Origin of the sequence: Acetobacter pasteurianus (genome assembly GCF_009914215.2) — a bacterium.
GTDB classification, from domain to species: Bacteria; Pseudomonadota; Alphaproteobacteria; order Acetobacterales; family Acetobacteraceae; genus Acetobacter; species Acetobacter pasteurianus.
Map to the genome: position 1 here is coordinate 1,969,048 of NZ_CP039846.2, position 18,671 is coordinate 1,987,718.

Sequence of the window (18,671 nt, forward strand, 5' to 3'; positions counted from 1 at the left end):
TCAGCGTGTTGGAGAAGGTATGTGTAATTGTAAACCAGAATACAGCAAAATGCCTTTTGCCTGACAGGCCGTCAAAGTGGGGGTAGGGTCAGCCTTTAGGCCTTGGGTGGCATCTGTAAGAAGCACGGTTGTATATCCGGCTTTTTGCGCATCTAGTGCTGTGGCCTGCACGCAGTATTCCAATGCCAAGCCACACACAAAAACACGCGTGATGCCATGCTGTTTTAAAACAGCATCAAGCAACTGGCCCGACAGTGTTTGGGCCCCGAAAGCAGAGTAGCTGTCCTGATCGGATTGTGCGCCTTTAAACAGGTGCAGGGTCTGTTCAGGCAGGTGTAAATCTTGGGGAAAGTCTGCGCCGTGTGTATTGGCTACACAATGCGGAGGCCACAGCCCGTTTTGATGTGTGGTTTTGAAAGAAACATGATCGGATGGGTGCCAGTCCTGCGAGGTCACGATCAACCCAAACGGTAAATGTACCAATCTGCTGATAACAGGCACAATGGCATGGCCTTTGGGCACAGGCAGGGCGCCATCTGGCAGAAAATCGTTCTGCACATCCACCACAATCAGCGCATCCGTTTTGCCCGGTATAAAGGCAGGAGGGAAAGGCGCGGATTGCAGTGGCATGTGTGTTACTCTTTATGCAGAAGGAAGCAGCCGGGCCAAGGCGCGGGAGCGGCCAATTAACGGCAGAAGGTCACGCAGTTCCGGACCTTGTTCTTCCCCTGTCAGAGCCAGGCGGAGGGGGTGAAACAGGGCTTTGCCAGAACGGCCCGTTTTTTCACGCACAGCGGTTGTCCATGCCTTCCATGTGGTTTCATCCCATGGTTCAGGCGGCAACAGGCTGGCAGCTTCTTTCAGGAACTCATCTTCACCTTCCTGCACGGGGGGAATGATGTCTCCATCCGTTACATTGTGCCACAGGCGTGCTTCTGAAAGCAGTTCGATATTCCCACGAATAGCCAGCCAGAATGCTTCGGTCGCGCCTTTAGGCAATCTGTCAGCCACATCTGCATAGGGTGTCTGGGCCAGCAGCTTATGGTTCATGGCCAGAAGCTGGCGGGTATCAAACCGTGCTGCAGAGCGGGAGATGTGGGAGATATCGTATATCTTGGCCTGTTCATCAAACGGAAGCAGCACCGGATCATCCGAAGAACCAAGGCGCGCAAGGTAGGAGATCAGTGCTGTTGCTTCTATGCCGTCCTGCCGGAATGTACGCAGGGAACATGCATCAAACCGTTTGGAAAGCTTGCCTCCGTTTTCATCAAGCAGCAGTGGCAGATGTGCAAAACGGAAATGGTCAGGATGTGCGCCAAGGGCTTGGGCAATATCAATCTGTACGCCCGTGTTGGTCACATGGTCTTCCCCACGGATAATGTGGGTAATGCCTGTTTCCAGATCATCCACAACAGAGGCCAGTGTGTACAGCACCGTGCCATCTGTGCGCACCAGAACGGGGTCTGAAACAGAAGGAAGCTTAACCTGGCAATCGCCCATTACCATATCGCGCCAACGCACGGTGGTGTTGGAGAGCTTAAAGCGCCAGTAAGGCACTTTACCATTTGCTTCTGCCTGTGCGCGCTGCTGGGGGGTCATTTTCAGCATGGCGCGGTCATAAACCGGGGCGCGGCGCTGGCGGATCTGTGTTTCGCGCTTGGCGGCCAGCTCCTGCTCACTTTCAAAGCAGGGGTAAAGGTGTCCAGAAGCCTTCAGCTTCTCAATAGCCGCAGCGTAGCGGTCCAGCCGTTCTGTCTGCCGGAAGGTTTCATCCCACTGAATGCCCATCCAGTGCAGATCTTTCTGGATAGCTTCCACCAGCTCCTCGCGGGAGCGGCCGATGTCCGTATCATCAATACGAAGTTGGAATTGGCCACCGTGGCGGCGGGCGTAAAGGGCATTGGCAAGTGCCTGACGGGCATTGCCAACATGCAGGAGGCCGGTAGGGCTGGGAGCAAAACGGAGTTTCATGACAGAAGCTTATGGCGCGAATGAACAGGAAAGGCCAGCCACAGCGTTATGCTGTGTTAGTGCTGGTGGCCACCATTATCGGCATCGTCTGGCGTGCCGTAAAGGTCTGTCAGGTCTTCATTATCTTCCACCAGTCGGCGCGGATCCAGCGCACGCCAGTCTCGTTCCATTGGTGTTGCGCGGTGGGCAGTAAAATCATCCAGCTCGTTGGCAGAATGCCAGCCATCTTCACCTGCATCCAGCACAACGGCATCTTCACCAAAGCTGAACCACGTTGTCAGCACATCTTTGGCGCTGGCACCGGGGGTGCGGCAGCGTTCTACACTGTCGCGCACATAGGCGCGGGCAAATGCGTTGGCGTGGGCCAGATCATGAAAAACGCCAACATCTTCCACAATGTTATCTTCCGCACCGCCAGAAAGATCCAGAATGCGAACTTTCCATGTTTTGTCTTCGGTATCGGTTTTTTCGGTCATGCCTGTTCGCCTTTGGTGGTTTTGCGGAAGGAGGGAAGAAGGAATTCCCGCCCGATTTTTACCCGTTCAACGCCGTTGTAGGAGACAATATCGGCTGTGGCGTAGGTTTCGTTCCACAGTTCAGGAATAAAGGAGCCTGTGCCAACAACATCAATAGGGGCGTGTGCATCTGCCATACAGGCGCATTTGGTCACGCCGAAGCCAGATGAGGCAATAATTTTAACGTGCGGAAAGCCTGCATGGTCCAGTTCTTCACGCATCTTCCAGATGGCTGCGGCAGACACACCTGTGCCAATCAGATAGCGCAGTTCTTTATCAGACCGATAACGGCGCAGTGCTTCAGGCGCATGACGGTTGACCACCGCATAGGATTCCTGCGGGTTCAGCCCCTGCATAAAGCGGCCGCCATGCGTATCCAGCCTGACAGCCAGCTTGCCTTCTGCCGCCAGTTTGGGGAAGCGATTGCAAACGGCCAGTGCGTCTGTAATTTCCTGCCCAAAGTAATCAACCAGCACCACAAGGTCGGTATGCGGGAATTCCGCATGGAACATTTCAGCCGCACGCACGGTAGAGCCTGCATAGCCAATTAAGGCATGAGGCATGGTGCCTGCGCCATGTGTGCCCCCAAAAAAGGGTGCTACGGCATCATTTGCCGTACCTACAAACCCGATAGCCCCGTTTTCCTGCGCTTCACGCCCCCCAACCGAGGCCGCATACGCCATAAGTTCCTGCATTTCATAGCCAGCGCAATGCCGGGCATCCATAGCCAAAAAGCGGGTATGGGGTAGGGAAAGTGCCATCTGGTAAGCGCGATGGGCCGCAACACATGGGCTACCGAGTTTTTGTAGCAGCAGTGTTTCCAGATCGGCCAAATGGGTAAAGGAGCCTGTTACGTAAACCAGCGGCTCACCAGCACCCACCCATTCACCTTCGGGGTGCACCACATCTACGGTGTAGGGTGCTTGGCGCTGGGCCATAACGTTTTTAAGCCATTCCAGCATCAGACCCGGAGCAGAGATAACCGGACGGCGGATAAAGAAGGCGTATGTAACCTCACAATCTCCAAACCGGCTTACAATCTGGCGGGTACGATTAAAGTAGGAATCTGTGCGCGCACGAATTTCCGCATCGGAAAGCGGTGCTGCTGTGCGGGCGGAACAGACGCCTGCTGAAGGTTTGGAGAAGGAATGCGTCATCCTGATCTGCTCTTTCTGCCATTGGGGCTGCAGGGATGATGGGAACAACGGGGGGCAAGGTAAACCCCACCCCCCGGTTCTGTGATCAGCCTGAATGTTCAGGCTGAGTTCATAAAAGCGTGTTTGCCTTAGCGTTCGCTTTTGAGTTCTTCCGCAATCAGGAATGCCAGTTCCAAGGACTGTTCGGCATTCAGGCGCGGGTCACAGAAGGTTTCGTAACGGTTGCCCAGATCTTCTTCTGTCAGGCAATGCGCACCACCTACGCATTCTGTTACGTTCTGGCCCGTCATTTCCAGATGCACGCCACCAGCAGGCACGTTTTCTGCTGCACAGACAGCGAAGAACCCTTTCACTTCCTTCACGATGGAATCGAAGGAACGGGTTTTAATCTTCTGCTGCGTGGATGTGGTGTTGCCGTGCATGGGGTCTGTCAGCCACGTTACAGTCTGCCCGGTTGCTTTTACGGCCCGCATAAGCGGGGGCAGTTTTTCTGTAATCTTATCCGCACCCATACGAGAGATAAGCGTAATACGCCCGGCTTCGTTTTTCGGGTTCAGAATTTCTGCCAGCTTTTTAATGTCTTCCACGCTGGTGGTGGGGCCAACCTTAATGCCGATAGGGTTACGCACACCACGAAGGAACTCCACATGCGCGCCATCGGGCTGGCGGGTCCGATCCCCAATCCACACAAAATGGGCGGAGCAATCGTACCATTCACCAGATGTCGAGTCGATGCGTGTCAGGGCCTGCTCATAAGGCAGGAGCAGTGCTTCGTGAGAAGTGTAGAACTCTGTTTCATCAATCTGCGGGGCAGATGCGGCGTTCAGCCCACAGGCCTGCATGAATGCCAGCGTTTCCCCAATGCGTTCCGCCATTACGCGGTAACGGTTGGAAAGGGGAGAACGCTCCACAAAGCCTAGATTCCAGCGGTGAACCTGATGCAGGTTGGCATACCCACCGTGCGAGAACGCACGCAGCAGATTCTGGATACCGGTGGACTGGAAGTAGCCGGTTTCCATCCGCGCAGGATCCGGAATGCGGGATTCAGGCGTGAAGTCTGAACCGTTGATAATGTCACCCCGGTAAGATGGCAGGGTTACGCCATTTACGGTTTCCGTATCGGAAGAGCGCGGCTTGGCGAACTGGCCAGCCATACGGCCAATTTTAACAACCGGCACCTTGGCGCCAAATGTCAGCACTACGGCCATCTGCAACAGTACGCGGAAGGTATCGCGCACGATGTTGGCTTTGAATTCACCAAAGCTTTCAGCACATGCGCCGCCCTGCAGCACAAAAGCCTGCCCGGTAGCGGCCTGCGCCAGATGGTTGCGCAGGGTGCGCACTTCCCCGGCAAACACCAGCGGCGGATAGGAACTCAGCCGGTCTTCAACCGTTTTAAGCGCGGCCTGATCCGGATAACTGGGAATCTGCTTTACGGGAAACGAACGCCAGCTATCCGGCATCCAGGTCGCAGACGTCGGGTTGGGCTGGGTGAGCGTTGCACTCATAACGCGGTTCCTGTCAGTTTAAGGGTGGTCAGGTCAAAGGTTGAATAAAGAGACATAAAGCACCTTGCACCCGCGTACGGATGCCAAGGGGAAGCCTTTATGTCTAAAACAGCGGCAATAGGCAAATTTCATCTTTATGCCAAACGCGCGCGCCTGCCGTTAATGTATGGCGGACATATGGCCGTTTGGTTTGGCATTTTGCCACGTTGGTGCAATATAGCACCAGCACAGCCCGGCTGGAACGGTTTTTCGGGCAGGGTAAATTTTCATTTTTTCGCGGGGTAACGCGCAATGGCGCAGCTGCGTAAACCGTTTGTAACGGTGCTTTCGGGCATATGTGTTGGTTTTGGCCTTATGGCTGGTATTTCTGCGGCTTATGCAGATCCGGCCCTAATGCCTGATGATAATGTTTCGTTTGCTGAAGGTTCTGGCAGCCTCGATTCCAATGGCCAGCAGAGCCAGTCTTCTGAAAAGAAGACAGTGCATGGGCATCGTAACCTGCCGCCAGGGTATCAGGATGCACCGTCCATGGATTTTCAACATGGTGCAGATCCAGATCATCTGGCCAAGGTGCACCGTGACTCGGTAACCGGCTCCGATATTTCCAAATACGGTTCTGCCTATCAAAGCAGCGGGCCGTTTGGTTCTGGGCAGGTTGGGGATTCTACCGGTAACGGATGGGTTATCCCGCGTTAATTTTCTTCCACCACGCGTATCTGGGCCTGACCATTCGTCAGGTCTGTGATGCGTTGGGTGATGTCTTCCTGCCATTCTGCGGGCAGTATAAGAACGAACTGGGCGCCCAGAGCATCAAAGTCCGGCGTATCAGTCTCAACACCCCACTCAGACAGGCGAGACTGTAACAGCCCGATAAGTGAAAACGGGCAATGAAAGCTTAGCTTGATACGGTCTATCAGCGGTTCTTTAGGGGCTTCGCGCAAACATTCTGCGGCAGTGCCTGCATAAGCACGCACAAGGCCGCCAGCCCCAAGCTTGATGCCGCCAAACCAGCGCGACACCACAATGGCAACCCGATCAAGCTTTTGTGCAACAACAACCTGTAAAATTGGCCGCCCGGCAGTGCCCGACGGCTCTCCAGCATCATGGCAGCGACAGTGTGGGCCAAATTGCCATGCCCAGCAATGATGTGTGGCATCTGGTCCCGCCGTAGCAATACGGCTGATAAAAGCTTCGGCCTCTTCTATGCTGTTTATGGGCGTAGCGCTGGCGAGAAAGCGGCTTTTTTTAATATCCCGTTCCAGAGTAAAGGGGCTGAGAAGCGTTTCGGTCATACGCTTAATGATACAGCCTGCCTAAAGCCCCGCAAACATGTATTCTGGCGGATATATACGCAGAATATCGCTGTTATGGCCTTATTAAGGATGTTTCTTTGGTAAAAGGGCATGACAGGATGGTGAAAAACGGGCTTGCTCTGTTGGGTGTAGGATCGTTTTGTTCCAATATATGGGAACAATGACCTTTCGCTGTGACCAGACCATGTATCTGTCAGCAGTGGAGCAGAAAAAGGAAAGCAGCAGCATGATGCCTGTGTTGCGTAAGAAGTGGTTGGTTATGGCAGGTATTTGCGCAGTTGCTCTGCCTGTTCTGAATATGCCTTCTGCCATGGCAGAAGAAGGACTGGGTGATGACGATGATGCAGAAACGCATCGCCCGGCAGACATGCACAAATTGGCAACCAAACCGCCACTGCCACGTGCTCATAAGGATTTTAGCAAATATCGCTACAAACCAGAGGGTGATAAAATACAGGAACAGCCAGATGCCAACCGGCTGTTGTTCTGGACTCAGGATGGTAAGCCAGATGGTTACGCGCAGCGGCGTGGAAGCAGCATTATTTATTATAATGCACAAGGGCAGGCGATACGCATCCAGCACCTGACCCCAGCGGAAATGACTGATTAAAACGGGCTTCCTTCTTCTTTCTGGGTCATATCAGAAAGAAGAAGGTGTTGTTTATCCGGCGGAAATCAGATCCAGAATAGCGGCGGATGTTTCTTCAATAGACCGGCGGGTGACATCAATAACCGGCCAGTTATGGCGGCGGCATAAGCGGCGTGCCCAGTGCAGTTCTTCCTGCACCTTTTCCAAATCAATATAGGCGTAATCTGCTACCGGATCGATCTTGGCCTTGGATGGTACCATCTGAGACAGACGGTTACGGCGAATTTCGATCAGGCGTTCTGGATCTATTGTCAGCCCAATAACGGGTTTGTCGGTGGTGAACAGATCTTGCGGCGGCTCAATGCCCATAACCAAGGGAACATTGGCAGCCTTTAGGCCTCGGTTTGCCAAATAAAAGCAGGTGGGTGTTTTGGAAACGCGCGAAACACCAACAAGAATAACATCAGCTTCATTCAGGCCTTTGGTTTCCTGCCCATCATCATGCGCCAGTACATAATGCATGGCCTCAATGCGCTGATAATAGTTTTCATCCATGATGTACTGGCCACCCGGATGAAGTGTCGCTTCCTCGCCTGTTTCTTCGGTCAGAAAGTGCAGGGCGTTGTCCAGCACATCCAACAGTCGCACCTGTAGGCTTGCACAGCCTGCTTCCATATCAGCCTGCAAGGTCGGGTCTGTCAGCGAAGACATAACTGGCCCACGGTCTAGCGCGATATGCCGCAAAACCCGGCGGAGCTGAAGCTGTGTGCGAATAAGGTTCCAGTGGCGCAGATGCACCTCTGTATTGGGAAACTGTGCAATACAGGCGCGGGCAACAGAATCCAGTGTCTGGCCCGTTGCTTCGGAGACAAGGTGGAGCGTGATTTTTTTTTGCATGATCTGGATTCAAAAATGGCCGCCTCGGTGAGAGGCGGCCACCTTTTTGTTCAGGCTTTTACGGCCTTGTTGTTTTTAGCAGCCAGTGCGGCCTGTGCTGCGGCCAATCTGGCAACGGGCACCCGGAAGGGGGAGCAGGAGACGTAATCCAGCCCAACTTCTTCAAAGAAAGAGATGGAAAGCGGATCGCCCCCGTGTTCACCACAGATACCCAGTTTGATGTCAGGCTTGGTTGCACGGCCTTTTTCAACACCCATACGCACCAGTGCGCCAACGCCTTCACGGTCGATCGAAACAAACGGGTCCTGCGGCAGCAGCCCTTTTTCCACGTATTCTGGCAAGAAGGAGCCAGCATCATCGCGGGAAAGGCCAAGGGTGGTCTGTGTCAGATCGTTTGTGCCGAAGGAGAAGAAGTCTGCGCTCTGTGCAATCTGGTCTGCCGTAATGGCTGCGCGTGGCAGCTCAATCATGGTGCCGATTTTGTAAGACAGCTCAGCTTTGCGTTCAGAAAGAACGTCAGCAATGGCGGTTTCACAGGTTTTACGCACCAGATCCAGCTCTGCTTTTGTGCCAATTAGCGGGATCATGATTTCTGGGGTAACAGGCTTGCCTGTTTCCTTGGCGATATCAAGAGCCGCTTCTGCAATGGCACGCACCTGCATGGCGTAGATTTCCGGGTATGTAATACCCAGACGGCAGCCACGGTGGCCCAGCATTGGGTTGGCTTCAGATAGCGCAGAGCGACGAGCACGCAGGGTTTCGACATCCTGCCCAAGTGCTTTGGCAACTTCTTCCAGCTCTGCTTCACCATGCGGCAGGAATTCGTGCAGCGGTGGATCAAGCAGACGGATGGTAACAGGCAGCCCCGCCATAATGCGGAACAGTTCTGTAAAGTCACTCCGCTGGAAGGGTAGAAGCGCGTTAATAGCTTTGGCACGTGTGGCTTTGTCATCCGCCATGATCATCTGGCGCACATGGCCAATCCGATCCGGGCCGAAGAACATGTGCTCTGTACGGCACAGGCCAATACCTTCTGCACCAAAGCGGCGGGCTGTTGCCGCATCTTCTGGCGTTTCAGCATTAGCGCGCACACCAAGGCGACGGATGGAATCTGCCCACCCCATAAGGGTTGCAAAGTCACCAGAGAGTGTTGGCGGAATGGTGGGAACACGGCCTTTGTAAACAGCGCCCGTGCCACCATCCAGTGTCAGCCAGTCACCCGCTTTGAGTGTGTGACCGTCCACTTTCATGGTCTGGGCTTTGTAATCCACGGCAATGCTGCCAGCACCGGCCACGCACACGCGGCCCATGCCACGGGCCACCACAGCGGCGTGGGATGTCATGCCGCCACGAGTTGTCAGCACACCGCGGGCAGCGTGCATGCCGTGTACGTCTTCCGGGGAGGTTTCAACACGCACCAGAATAACATCTTCACCCTTGGCAGCGCGGTCTTCCACATCTTCAGCTGAGAACGCGATCACGCCTGTTGCAGCCCCCGGAGAAGCGGGAAGGCCACGTGTAAGAAGCTGACGTTCTGCCTTGGGGTCCAGCACAGGGTGCAGGAGCTGATCAAGAGATGCAGGCGGCACGCGGTTAACGGCTTCTTCCTGCGTGATCAGGTTTTCCTTGGCCATATCAATGGCAATGCGCAGGGCGGCTGCGGCTGTGCGTTTGCCCGAACGAGTCTGGAGCAGGTACAGCTTGTTGGCCTGCACCGTAAACTCAATGTCCTGCATATCGCGGTAGTGGCGTTCCAGCAGATCGCGCACTTTCAGCAGTTCCTGATACGCGTTGGGCAGGGCCTTTTCCATAGGCACCTGGCCTTCAGCCGCACGAGATGCCGCCATGGGCTGCGGTGTGCGGATACCGGCCACAACGTCTTCACCCTGCGCGTTGATCAGGTATTCACCGTAGAAAATGTTTTCACCGGTGGAAGGATCACGCGTGAAGCAGACGCCGGTGGCGCAATCATCACCCATGTTGCCGAACACCATGGACTGCACGTTAACAGCCGTGCCCCAGCTTGCCGGAATATCGTGCAGCTTGCGGTAGGTGTTGGCGCGAGGGTTCATCCATGAACCAAACACGGCTCCGATGGCACCCCAAAGCTGTTCTTTCGGGCTTTCAGGAAAGGCGGTGCCGGTTTCCTGCAAAACAATCTGTTTGTAGCCTTTAACGACTTCCTGCCATTCTTCAGCGCTCAGAGACGTATCGTCTTCCTTGCCGATGGCACGCTTGATCTGCTCAAGCAGATCTTCAAAGCGGTGGTGGGCAACACCCAGCACAACAGAGCCGTACATCTGAATGAAGCGGCGGTAGCTATCCCATGCAAACCGGGCATCGCCTGATGATTTTACAAGTCCTTCAACTGTGCTGTCATTCAGCCCCAGGTTGAGAACTGTATCCATCATGCCGGGCATGGAAACACGTGCGCCAGAACGGACAGAAACAAGCAGGGGGGCATTGGCATCGCCAAAGCGCAGGCCCATGGCTTTTTCAACCAGACCCATGGCTTCTTCAAGCTGGGATTCCAGCTCAGCCGGGTATTTCCGTCCGTTTTCGTAGAACGCCGTGCAGACTTCAGTGGTAATGGTAAATCCGGGGGGGACGGGCAGGCCGATATTGGCCATTTCTGCCAGATTGGCTCCCTTACCGCCGAGGAGATTGCGCATCCCGGCGTTGCCTTCGCTCTGGCCTGCGCCGAAACTGTAGATCCACTTGGTCATGTGCCGTTCACTTCATTCCTGCATACAGTAAAGCCAAAAGCCCCGACCGAGGGGAGGAAAAGGAGATAACGGGGCGATAGGCTGGCCTGCGTGCTATTTTTATTCTTGGTTTTGGACGACTTTGGTAATCCATCCCTTCGTTGGGAGGTAGCATGGCGCAGTTTTGCTGGGCGAGCAATCTCTCTTTTGTATCAGGATACAAAAAAACGTGTGCAACGCCGTGTTATTCCTGCTCGGAGCAAAAAGCGTTCCATTCAGTCTCATCCATGGTCTGAAGTCCAAGCTCAACGGCCTTTTTGGCTTTTGAGCCAGCTTTTTCTCCCAGAACAACCAGATCTGTTTTTTTGGACACAGAATCCGAAACCTTGGCGCCCATGCGTTCTGCCGTTGCTTTGGCTTCTGGCCGTGTCATGGTGTGTAGGGTGCCGGTAAACACAATGGTTTTGCCAGCCAATGCACCTTCGGATGCCGCAGTTTCTTCCGTTATGGTTAAGTTTGCATGCAAATCCGCCAATGTTTGCAGGTTATGTTCTTCTGCAACAAAGGCTACCAGATCTTCCGCCGTGGTGGTGCCTATGCCGGTAATGGAGCCGAGTTCCAGCCGGGCATCAGATCCGATAATGGCGGCAGCCTGCATCTGGCTGAACCAGTTTTCATACGTGCCATAGTGGCGCGCCAGCAGGCGGGCATTGCTGGCACCAATCCGGCGGATACCCAGCGCATAAATAAAGCGAGAAAGGGAAATGGTGCGGCGGCTCTCTATAGCTTGCAGCAGTTTTTGAACCGATTGCTCGCCCCATCCATCGCGCTTTTCTATGTCTGCGGCGTGTTCATGCAGACGGAAAATGTCGCCGGGTGTTAAAATCAGGCCAATATCATGGAATTCACGAATGCTGCGGTCTCCCAAGCCTTCAATGTCAAACGCTTGGCGGGAAACAAAGTGGATAAGCCGTTCTACAACCTGAGCTGGACAGGTGAGCCCACCCGTGCAACGGCGCACAGCTTCCCCTTCTGGCCGTACAGCAGCGGCCCCACAAACAGGGCAATGATCAGGGAAGTGGTAAGGTGCCTGCCGGGGCGTGCCATCTGGGGAAGGGGCAACACCCAAAACTTGGGGGATAACATCCCCCGCACGCTGGATGAAAACCATATCACCGGGGCGGACATCCTTGCGGGCAATTTCATCTTCATTATGCAAGGTTGCGCGCATAACCAGCACGCCACCAACGTTTACCGGTTCCAGATGCGCAACAGGGGTAAGGGCACCTGTGCGGCCAACCTGAATTTCTATTTCCTTCAGGCGTGTGATGGCCTGTTCTGCCGGAAATTTCCACGCAATGGCCCAGCGGGGCGCACGTCCAGCAAAACCCAAGCGTTCCTGCAGGGCCAGATCATCAATTTTGTAAACGACGCCATCAATATCGTAGGCAAGTTCTGCCCTGCTTTGGCTGACCTCAGCAAAAAAAGCCTCGGCATCTTCCACGCCTTTAATCTGGCGGGAAAGCGGATTAACCGGGAAACCCCATGCTTTGAGTTGTTCCAGATATGCCCAATGGCTGCGGCTGATTTTTTCTGAGCAAAAGCCAAGCGCGTAAGCAAACAAAGAAAGCGGGCGTTGCGCTGTAATTTTGGGGTCTAACTGCCGCAGGGACCCTGCTGCTGCGTTGCGTGGGTTGGCAAACAACCGCTTATTTGCTGCTTCCTGCGCGGCGTTGAGTTCCAGAAAATGTTTTTTGGAAAGGAAAACCTCACCACGAATTTCGATCAGATCAGGGTAGGAGCCGGAAAGACGTAACGGCAAATCCTTTAGCGTGCGCAAATTGGCGGTAACGTCTTCCCCTTCTGTGCCATCTCCGCGGGTGGTGCCACGTACAAAACGGCCTTTTTCGTAGGTCAGGCTGATGGAAAGTCCATCAATCTTGGGTTCACCTACAAAAATCAGTTGTTCGGTTGCATCCTGGTCCAGCCCCAAAAAGCGGGTGGCGCGGCTGATAAATCCTTCAAAATCTTCCCGGTCAAACACGTTGTCCAGAGAGAGCATGGGCACAAGGTGGATATGCTTGCCAAAAGCTGTATCCGGTGCGGCACCTACGGCTTGGGCTGCGCTGTTTTCTGGTTCGGCCTCTGGGTGCTGGGCCACAATGGCATCATACCGCCGGCGCAGGGCATCATATTCTGCATCACTGATTTCTGGAGCATCGTTCCGATAATAGGCCGCATTGTGGTGGGCAATTTCGGCGGCAAGGCGTTCCAGTTCTTCCCGCGCTTGTTGTTGTGTCATGTCGGCGGGAAGAAGGGCAGTTTCAGGCATTATTCTCATATCCAAGCAGGCTGGCGGCAGCGGCACGGGCGGCATCGGTTACTGTATCACCTGCCAGCATACGCGCAATTTCCTCATTACGCTCTGTGTCTGTGAGCGGAGTGGCGTGCGTTACGGTCTGGCCATTGCGGGTAAGTTTGCCAATACGCAAATGCGCATCTGCGCTGGCTGCTACCTGCGGGCTATGGGTAACAGCCAGCACCTGCACATTTTGCGCAAGCCGATGCAGGCGTTCACCAATGGCGGCGGCTGTGGCACCGCCAACGCCTGCGTCAATTTCATCAAAAATCAGCGTGCCGATACCGGATTGGCCAGCCAGCACCAGTTTAAGTGCCAGCATAAGGCGGGAGAGTTCACCACCAGAAGCAACCTTCGCCAACGGCCCTGCTGGTTGGCCGGGGTTGGCCGCGATCAAAAAGATCACTTGTTCCATACCCTGTCGGCTCCACTGTTCAGCGGGAAGCTGTTTGATATCCACCAGAAAGCGCGCTTTTTCTAGCTTGATAGGCTTTAATTCCGCTGTAACAGCCTGTTCCATTTTACGGGCAGCCTTGGTGCGGGCTTCGTGCAAGGCTTCGGCTTTTTGAATATATGTTACGCGCGCTTCTTCAGTAGCGACTTTAAGGGATTCCAGCGCTACCGTACCGTTTTCCAGCGCTGTCAGGCGGCCAGAAAGACGGGTCAGCAAATCTGCCAGATCATCTACAGCAATGGAATGTTTGCGTGCCACGGTGCGTAGGGCAAACAGGCGCTCTTCTGTATCTTCCAACAGCCGAGGGTTGGCTTCTGTATCTGCTGCCAGGCGAGAGAGCAGGTTTTCGGCTTCGGCCAAGGCATTTTCGGCATTTTCCAGAGCTGTGAGGGCTTCTGTTGTGCGGGCTTCTAGAGGCTCTGTTTCTGCTGATGTTGCGGTAACAGCGGAAGCGTTTGTCGGCACAAGGCGCAGCAGGGCACGGGTTGCCCCGCGCAAGGCGGCGGCAGGGCCGGGAGAGCGTCTATCTTTGGGTGTGAGTTCAGAAAGGGCTGCGGCTACGGCTTCTCCGCGCCGTTCAGCTTGCTGTAAAGCGTGGCGCTGCTGGGCCAGTTCTTCTTCCTCACCCGGTTGTGGGGCAAGGGCCGTAAGTTCATCAACTGTATGGCGCAGCCATTCTTCTTCTCGTGCGGCTTCCTCTAATGCGCGATGCGCATTTGCCAGTTCTGAACGCAGGGTTTGCCAGCGGTCAAATGCACCGGCAACACTATTTACGAGAGAAGGTTTGACGCCATAAGCATCAAGCAGGCCACGATGTGTACTGGAATCGGCCAGCCCCATTTGCTCATGCTGGCCTTGAATTTCAATCAGGGTTGCGGCCACGCGCCGCAAAAGTGTTATGCCAACAGGCTGATCATTGATCCATGCGCGAGAGCGGCCTTCCTTGGAGATGACACGGCGGAGGACCAAAGGCTCTTGCATTTCTGCGGGAATGTCCTGCTCTTGCAGGATTCCGAATGCCTCGTGTGAAGCTGCAACATCAAAACTGGCAGTTACGCGCGCTTCTGGTGCGCCGGCACGCACTAGGCCGGCACTGGCGCGATCACCCATGGCAAGGCCCAAACTGTCTAGCAGAATGGATTTGCCCGCCCCGGTTTCCCCCGTAAGTGCAGTGAAGCCTGCATGGAGTGAGAGATCGAGCGTTTCAATCAGAACAACGTCCCTGATGGAAAGGCTTGTTAGCATAATGGCATCCGGTTTTCCGGGCTTGCGCCCAAATGACAGGAAAGACGGCAAAACACAAAAGCCAATAGCTTCCTGCTTGCCCCGCCCGCAGGGGGCGGCAAACGCACAATACTCATTTCAGGCACAAGCTGCCAGAAAAATGTTCTTTATATGTTCTTTATTTTACTGGTGAGCTTGCAGAATCAGCCGGAGCCGTAGGTTCAGCTTTTACGGGCGTCACAGGTGCCGCCTTGATAGGCATGGCCTGTGGCTGCGTGTTTTCATTCCGCGTATCTGTTGCCAGGGCATCTGGTTCCATAGCTGTGCCTTTTTTGGCGCCAGCCGTTCCGGGTTCTGCATCTTTTGGCATGTCAGATGCAGAAACAATTTTACCGGGAATAGGGAACTTATCTGTCAGCAAATGATAACGGTGGAGGTTATCATAAGCATAACGATACCATTTGCTGCCGGGGTAATTGTAACCCAGCACAATGGCAGATTTACGCGCCTGATCCGTTAGGCCCAGATCCAGATACACTTCCACCATGCGTTCCAAGGCTTCGGGCACGTGATTGGTGGTCTGGAAATCCTGCACCACACGTTGGTAACGGTTGATCGCACCTTCGTAGTTTTTTTCGCGCTGATAATAGCGGCCAACCAGCATTTCCTTACCGGCCAGATGGTCTCGGCAAAGGTCAATCTTCAGCTGCGCATCACGTGCGTATTTGGACTGCGGGAAGCGAGTAATCACTTCTTCCAGCGCATCCATGGATTCTGCGGTGCCTTGCTGATCACGCTGTACGTCTGCAATCTGCTCATAAAAGCACAATGCGCGCAGGTAATAGGCGTAAGCTGAATCCGAACTGGTGGGGTGCAGGCTGATAAAGCGGTTAAGCTGCTGCACGGCTTCTGGGTATTTCCCTTTCAGGTAATACGCGTAACCTTCCATAAGCTGGGCGTTCGCGATGTAACCAGAATAGGGATAATTCTGCTGAAGCGTTTCAAACTCTGAAGCCGCAAGGGCGTAGCGCCTGGTACGTAGGGCATCAATGCCGTTATTATAAAGCGTTTCAGGCGCAGCAATTTTGGGAGCCGGCGGAAGCTTCTTGTTTTCATTAAACAAGCCACAGCCTGCCAAGCTCGTCAGCAGGGCAACTGAAAGCACGCGGGGCAGAACGTGGCGAAGCAACTGTGGTTTAATGCAAATATCAGACATACCGGCTCTTCATTTAGAGACGGCATCTTATAGCATGCCCACTGCGCAAGAAAAGCAATGAAACAGCTATTGATTCGTTATTGCGCCAAAAAGGCATCAGGCAGCAGACGCTGCGGGCAGGGATGTGGTGATATCGCGCCACGCATTCTGATCTGCAAAAAGAGCGCGCAGAACCTGATTGTTCAATGCATGGCCAGACCTGTGGCCGCGGAACTCACCCAATAACACACCACCGGCAAGGTAGAGATCTCCCACCGCATCCATAACTTTATGGCGAATGAATTCATCCGGCTTGCGAAGGCCAGAGGGGTTTAGAATATGGTCATCATCCACCACAATGGCATTGTCGAGCGAACCACCACGTGCCAGCCCGGCACGATGAAGGGCTTCAATTTCTGCTTTAAGGGTGAAGGTGCGGCTATTTGCCAGCTCATGGCGGAAAGACCACGGCGTAAGCTCGGCGCTATAGCTTTGCTGGCCAATGGCTTTTGCCGGAAAATCAATACTCAGGGAAAGATGGAGGTGGTGGCCTGCTGTAGGGTGAAGCTCGGCCCATGAATCGTTGTGGCAAATGCGAATGGGTTTGCAGACTTCAATAAAACGGCGCGGCGCATCCTGTGCTTTCCGCCCGGCACAATCTAGCAGAAATACAAAATCGGCGGCGGAGCCATCAAAAACCGGAGTTTCTGGGCCGTCAATCAGAACAAGCACGTTATCTACGCCACAGCCGTTCAAGGCTGCCATAAGATGCTCAACCGTAGCCACGCGGTTTTCTGGGCGTTGGGCCTCACCCAAAACGGTACTCAGCCGTGTTTCCACAACATTATCGTAATGCGCAGCAATAGGGGCCGCGTTGGGCAGATCTGTGCGCTGGAACACAATGCCATACCCGGCAGGAGCAGGATGCAAGCTCATCCGAATGGATTGCCCCGTATGCAGCCCTGTGCCGGTGCATGAAATGGCATGGCGAAGGGTGTGCTGCAAAGCGGACGGAGTTTTCCTTACAGAACGCATAAAAGATGCTGGGCTTTCTACAATATCGGAATACAGGAGTGGCTCCCTTAGCAGACCGTCCATTATCTGTGCATCCTATGCTTGCGTAGATAGAAAGTTATGACAACGCTAAAGCCTGTTTCTGGTTGAAGCCAGTCAACGATTATTGCCATCTATTACATAAAAAATGCGCCGCCTTGTGAAAGGCGGCGCATCTATAGAGTAAAGTGTAAAAAATTAACGGCGCAGGAAGGTCGGAATTTCCAGACCGGAATCCCCTTCACCAGAACGCAGGCCAGATCCCTGATCAGCCTGGCTGATGGTGGGGCGTGACTGAGCGTTTGGTTCCTGCCGGGTTGCATCTGCTCCATTGCGGCGGAACGCACCGGTTACGCGGCCAAAAAGGCTACGGTGTGCTGGGGCTTCCTGCTGCTGAGGAGCAGCTGAAGGCTGGCGTGGTGTTTCTGTAAACAGACCAGCGCGAGGGGATACAGCCGGGCGCAACTGCTGAGGCTGGCTAGGTGCGGCAGCAGGAGCGGCCTGCACCGGCACCGTATGCGCAGGTGGTGCAGAAACATTATTGGCGCCAGCAGGCTGAAAAACCTGAGCATGCTGGGGTGCAGCCGTAGCCTGCGCGGACGGAGCAGCCTGCGTTGTTGTAGGCGGAACAGGGGCAGCAGCAGGAGCAGGTGCCGCGGCACCACCAACAGCAGCCTGTGGCTGTTCCGCCTGAGCTTCACCTTCAACCGCTACCAGATGGGGGCGATCTGCCGAATCGGAAGGCATATCAATGCCCGTGGCCACCACGGAGACACGGATACGACCGCTCATCTTTTCATCAATAACGGTCCCGAAGATCATGTTCGCATCTTCAGGCACTTCGCGGCAGACACGGTTAAACGCTTCTTCTGCTTCAAAGAAGGTCATGTCTTCGCCACCGGTTACGTTCACCAGCAGGCCCTTTGCGGTGGACATGCAGGTGTCTTCAAGCAGCGGGTTGGAAATAGCGGCTTCGGCAGCTTCTACGGCGCGGTTTTCCCCTTCGCCTTCACCTGTGCCCATCATGGCCTTGCCCATTTCAGCCATAACGCTGCGGATATCGGCAAAATCCAGATTAACGTAACCGCGGTCCATCATCAGGTCGGTTACGCCGCGCACGCCCATGTTGAGCACTTGGTCAGCCAGTTGATAGGCTTCGCGCAGGGTGGTGCGTTCGTTGGCAATACGGAAAAGGTTCTGGTTGGGAATAACAATCAGCGTATCAACATACTGCTGAAGTTCCTTGATCCCTTCATCTGCAACGCGCCCGCGGCGTTTGCCTTCGTAAGCGAAAGGCTTACTGACAACGCCGATGGTCAGAATATTCCGCTCACGCGCCATGCGGGCAATAACAGGGGCTGCCCCTGTGCCCGTGCCACCACCCATACCGGTGGTGATAAAAACCATGTGAGCGCCATCCAGATACCGAGCAATTTCATCTGCAGCTTCTTCTGCCGCAGCGCGGCCTACTTCTGGCTTTGCGCCAGCACCCAAGCCGTGGGTGAGGTGTGGGCCAAGCTGGATTCGGCTATCTGCCAGACTTTTTTCCAAGCTCTGGGCATCTGTGTTGGCAACAACAAAGTCAACACCCTGCAGGTTGGACGCAATCATGTTGTCAACTGCGTTCGTTCCCCCACCGCCAACACCAATGACTGTGATTTTTGGGGAAAAATCAGCATGTGTTTGGGGTGGAACGGTCAGGTTGAGTGTCATGTGTGTCTCCCGAACGGC

At 54.5% G+C, this 18,671-nt stretch carries 15 protein-coding genes; 2 read left to right on the plus strand and 13 right to left on the minus strand.

Annotated elements, in window-relative coordinates; all coding sequences use genetic code 11:
• From FCN51_RS22730 to FCN51_RS22750, 5 genes are all read right to left on the minus strand, one after another.
• On the minus strand, positions 1–630 hold the full coding sequence (locus FCN51_RS22730; RefSeq protein WP_160256941.1) for an isochorismatase family protein: 630 nt from the start codon (positions 628–630) through the stop codon (positions 1–3).
• Positions 631–642: 12 nt separating this feature from the next.
• Positions 643–1,971 carry a glutamate--tRNA ligase gene (gltX, locus tag FCN51_RS22735; protein ID WP_160256942.1) on the minus strand — a complete coding sequence of 443 codons (1,329 nt, stop codon included), beginning with the start codon at positions 1,969–1,971 and terminating at the stop codon, positions 643–645.
• Positions 1,972–2,027: 56 nt separating this feature from the next.
• Entirely contained in the window at positions 2,028–2,447 is a 420-nt protein-coding gene (locus tag FCN51_RS22740) for a hypothetical protein (RefSeq protein WP_003623102.1), read from the minus strand.
• Positions 2,444–3,691, minus strand: a complete 1,248-nt coding sequence (locus FCN51_RS22745; protein ID WP_080986698.1) for a nicotinate phosphoribosyltransferase — start codon at positions 3,689–3,691, stop codon at positions 2,444–2,446. The genes FCN51_RS22740 and FCN51_RS22745 overlap by 4 nt, the downstream gene beginning before the upstream one ends.
• A gap of 80 nt (positions 3,692–3,771) precedes the next feature.
• Positions 3,772–5,151, minus strand: coding sequence for a class II 3-deoxy-7-phosphoheptulonate synthase (locus FCN51_RS22750; protein WP_014457128.1), 1,380 nt, complete (start codon positions 5,149–5,151; stop codon positions 3,772–3,774).
• A gap of 291 nt (positions 5,152–5,442) precedes the next feature.
• Here FCN51_RS22750 and FCN51_RS22755 point away from each other — a divergent pair, with 291 nt between their 5' ends.
• On the plus strand, positions 5,443–5,847 hold the full coding sequence (locus FCN51_RS22755) for a hypothetical protein (protein WP_003623098.1): 405 nt from the start codon (positions 5,443–5,445) through the stop codon (positions 5,845–5,847).
• Here the strand turns inward: FCN51_RS22755 and FCN51_RS22760 are convergent.
• Complete coding sequence (locus tag FCN51_RS22760; RefSeq protein ID WP_160256943.1) at positions 5,844–6,443, minus strand: IMPACT family protein; 600 nt, start codon at positions 6,441–6,443, stop codon at positions 5,844–5,846. The genes FCN51_RS22755 and FCN51_RS22760 overlap by 4 nt on opposite strands.
• 172 nt (positions 6,444–6,615) lie before the next feature.
• On the opposite strand from FCN51_RS22760, the gene FCN51_RS22765 reads away from it, so the two are divergent.
• Positions 6,616–7,074, plus strand: coding sequence for a hypothetical protein (locus tag FCN51_RS22765; RefSeq protein ID WP_124306313.1), 459 nt, complete (start codon positions 6,616–6,618; stop codon positions 7,072–7,074).
• Between the two features lie 51 nt (positions 7,075–7,125).
• On the opposite strand, the gene FCN51_RS22770 is transcribed toward FCN51_RS22765, so the two are convergent.
• From FCN51_RS22770 to ftsZ, 7 genes are all read right to left on the minus strand, one after another.
• Entirely contained in the window at positions 7,126–7,950 is an 825-nt protein-coding gene (locus FCN51_RS22770; RefSeq protein ID WP_003623092.1) for a pyruvate, water dikinase regulatory protein, read from the minus strand.
• Between the two features lie 50 nt (positions 7,951–8,000).
• On the minus strand, positions 8,001–10,676 hold the full coding sequence (gene ppdK, locus FCN51_RS22775) for a pyruvate, phosphate dikinase (RefSeq protein ID WP_003623090.1): 2,676 nt from the start codon (positions 10,674–10,676) through the stop codon (positions 8,001–8,003).
• 223 nt (positions 10,677–10,899) lie between these two features.
• A complete protein-coding gene (gene ligA, locus FCN51_RS22780; RefSeq protein ID WP_160256944.1) occupies positions 10,900–12,987 on the minus strand; it encodes an NAD-dependent DNA ligase LigA in 2,088 nt (695 codons plus the stop codon).
• On the minus strand, positions 12,980–14,764 hold the full coding sequence (gene recN / locus FCN51_RS22785; protein WP_160256945.1) for a DNA repair protein RecN: 1,785 nt from the start codon (positions 14,762–14,764) through the stop codon (positions 12,980–12,982). Before recN ends, ligA begins: the two co-directional genes overlap by 8 nt.
• A 106-nt stretch (positions 14,765–14,870) precedes the next feature.
• Positions 14,871–15,908, minus strand: a complete 1,038-nt coding sequence (locus tag FCN51_RS22790) for an outer membrane protein assembly factor BamD (RefSeq protein WP_160256946.1) — start codon at positions 15,906–15,908, stop codon at positions 14,871–14,873.
• Positions 15,909–16,004: 96 nt separating this feature from the next.
• Complete coding sequence (gene lpxC, locus FCN51_RS22795) at positions 16,005–16,985, minus strand: UDP-3-O-acyl-N-acetylglucosamine deacetylase (RefSeq protein WP_160256947.1); 981 nt, start codon at positions 16,983–16,985, stop codon at positions 16,005–16,007.
• Positions 16,986–17,138: 153 nt separating this feature from the next.
• Positions 17,139–18,653 carry a cell division protein FtsZ gene (ftsZ, locus tag FCN51_RS22800; RefSeq protein ID WP_003623079.1) on the minus strand — a complete coding sequence of 505 codons (1,515 nt, stop codon included), beginning with the start codon at positions 18,651–18,653 and terminating at the stop codon, positions 17,139–17,141.
• Positions 18,654–18,671 lie beyond the last annotated feature (18 nt).

Excerpts from the sequence above, each read along its gene's own strand:
- FCN51_RS22730 (WP_160256941.1), bottom strand. The coding sequence starts at position 630 with ATGCCACTGCAATCCGCGCCTTTCCCTCCTGCCTTTATACCGGGCAAA.
- gltX (WP_160256942.1), bottom strand. The coding sequence starts at position 1,971 with ATGAAACTCCGTTTTGCTCCCAGCCCTACCGGCCTCCTGCATGTTGGC.
- FCN51_RS22740 (WP_003623102.1), bottom strand. The coding sequence starts at position 2,447 with ATGACCGAAAAAACCGATACCGAAGACAAAACATGGAAAGTTCGCATT.
- FCN51_RS22750 (WP_014457128.1), bottom strand. The coding sequence starts at position 5,151 with ATGAGTGCAACGCTCACCCAGCCCAACCCGACGTCTGCGACCTGGATG.
- FCN51_RS22755 (WP_003623098.1), top strand. The coding sequence starts at position 5,443 with ATGGCGCAGCTGCGTAAACCGTTTGTAACGGTGCTTTCGGGCATATGT.
- FCN51_RS22760 (WP_160256943.1), bottom strand. The coding sequence starts at position 6,443 with ATGACCGAAACGCTTCTCAGCCCCTTTACTCTGGAACGGGATATTAAA.
- FCN51_RS22765 (WP_124306313.1), top strand. The coding sequence starts at position 6,616 with ATGGGAACAATGACCTTTCGCTGTGACCAGACCATGTATCTGTCAGCA.
- FCN51_RS22770 (WP_003623092.1), bottom strand. The coding sequence starts at position 7,950 with ATGCAAAAAAAAATCACGCTCCACCTTGTCTCCGAAGCAACGGGCCAG.
- ppdK (WP_003623090.1), bottom strand. The coding sequence starts at position 10,676 with ATGACCAAGTGGATCTACAGTTTCGGCGCAGGCCAGAGCGAAGGCAAC.
- ligA (WP_160256944.1), bottom strand. The coding sequence starts at position 12,987 with ATGCCTGAAACTGCCCTTCTTCCCGCCGACATGACACAACAACAAGCG.
- FCN51_RS22790 (WP_160256946.1), bottom strand. The coding sequence starts at position 15,908 with ATGTCTGATATTTGCATTAAACCACAGTTGCTTCGCCACGTTCTGCCC.
- lpxC (WP_160256947.1), bottom strand. The coding sequence starts at position 16,985 with ATGGACGGTCTGCTAAGGGAGCCACTCCTGTATTCCGATATTGTAGAA.
- ftsZ (WP_003623079.1), bottom strand. The coding sequence starts at position 18,653 with ATGACACTCAACCTGACCGTTCCACCCCAAACACATGCTGATTTTTCC.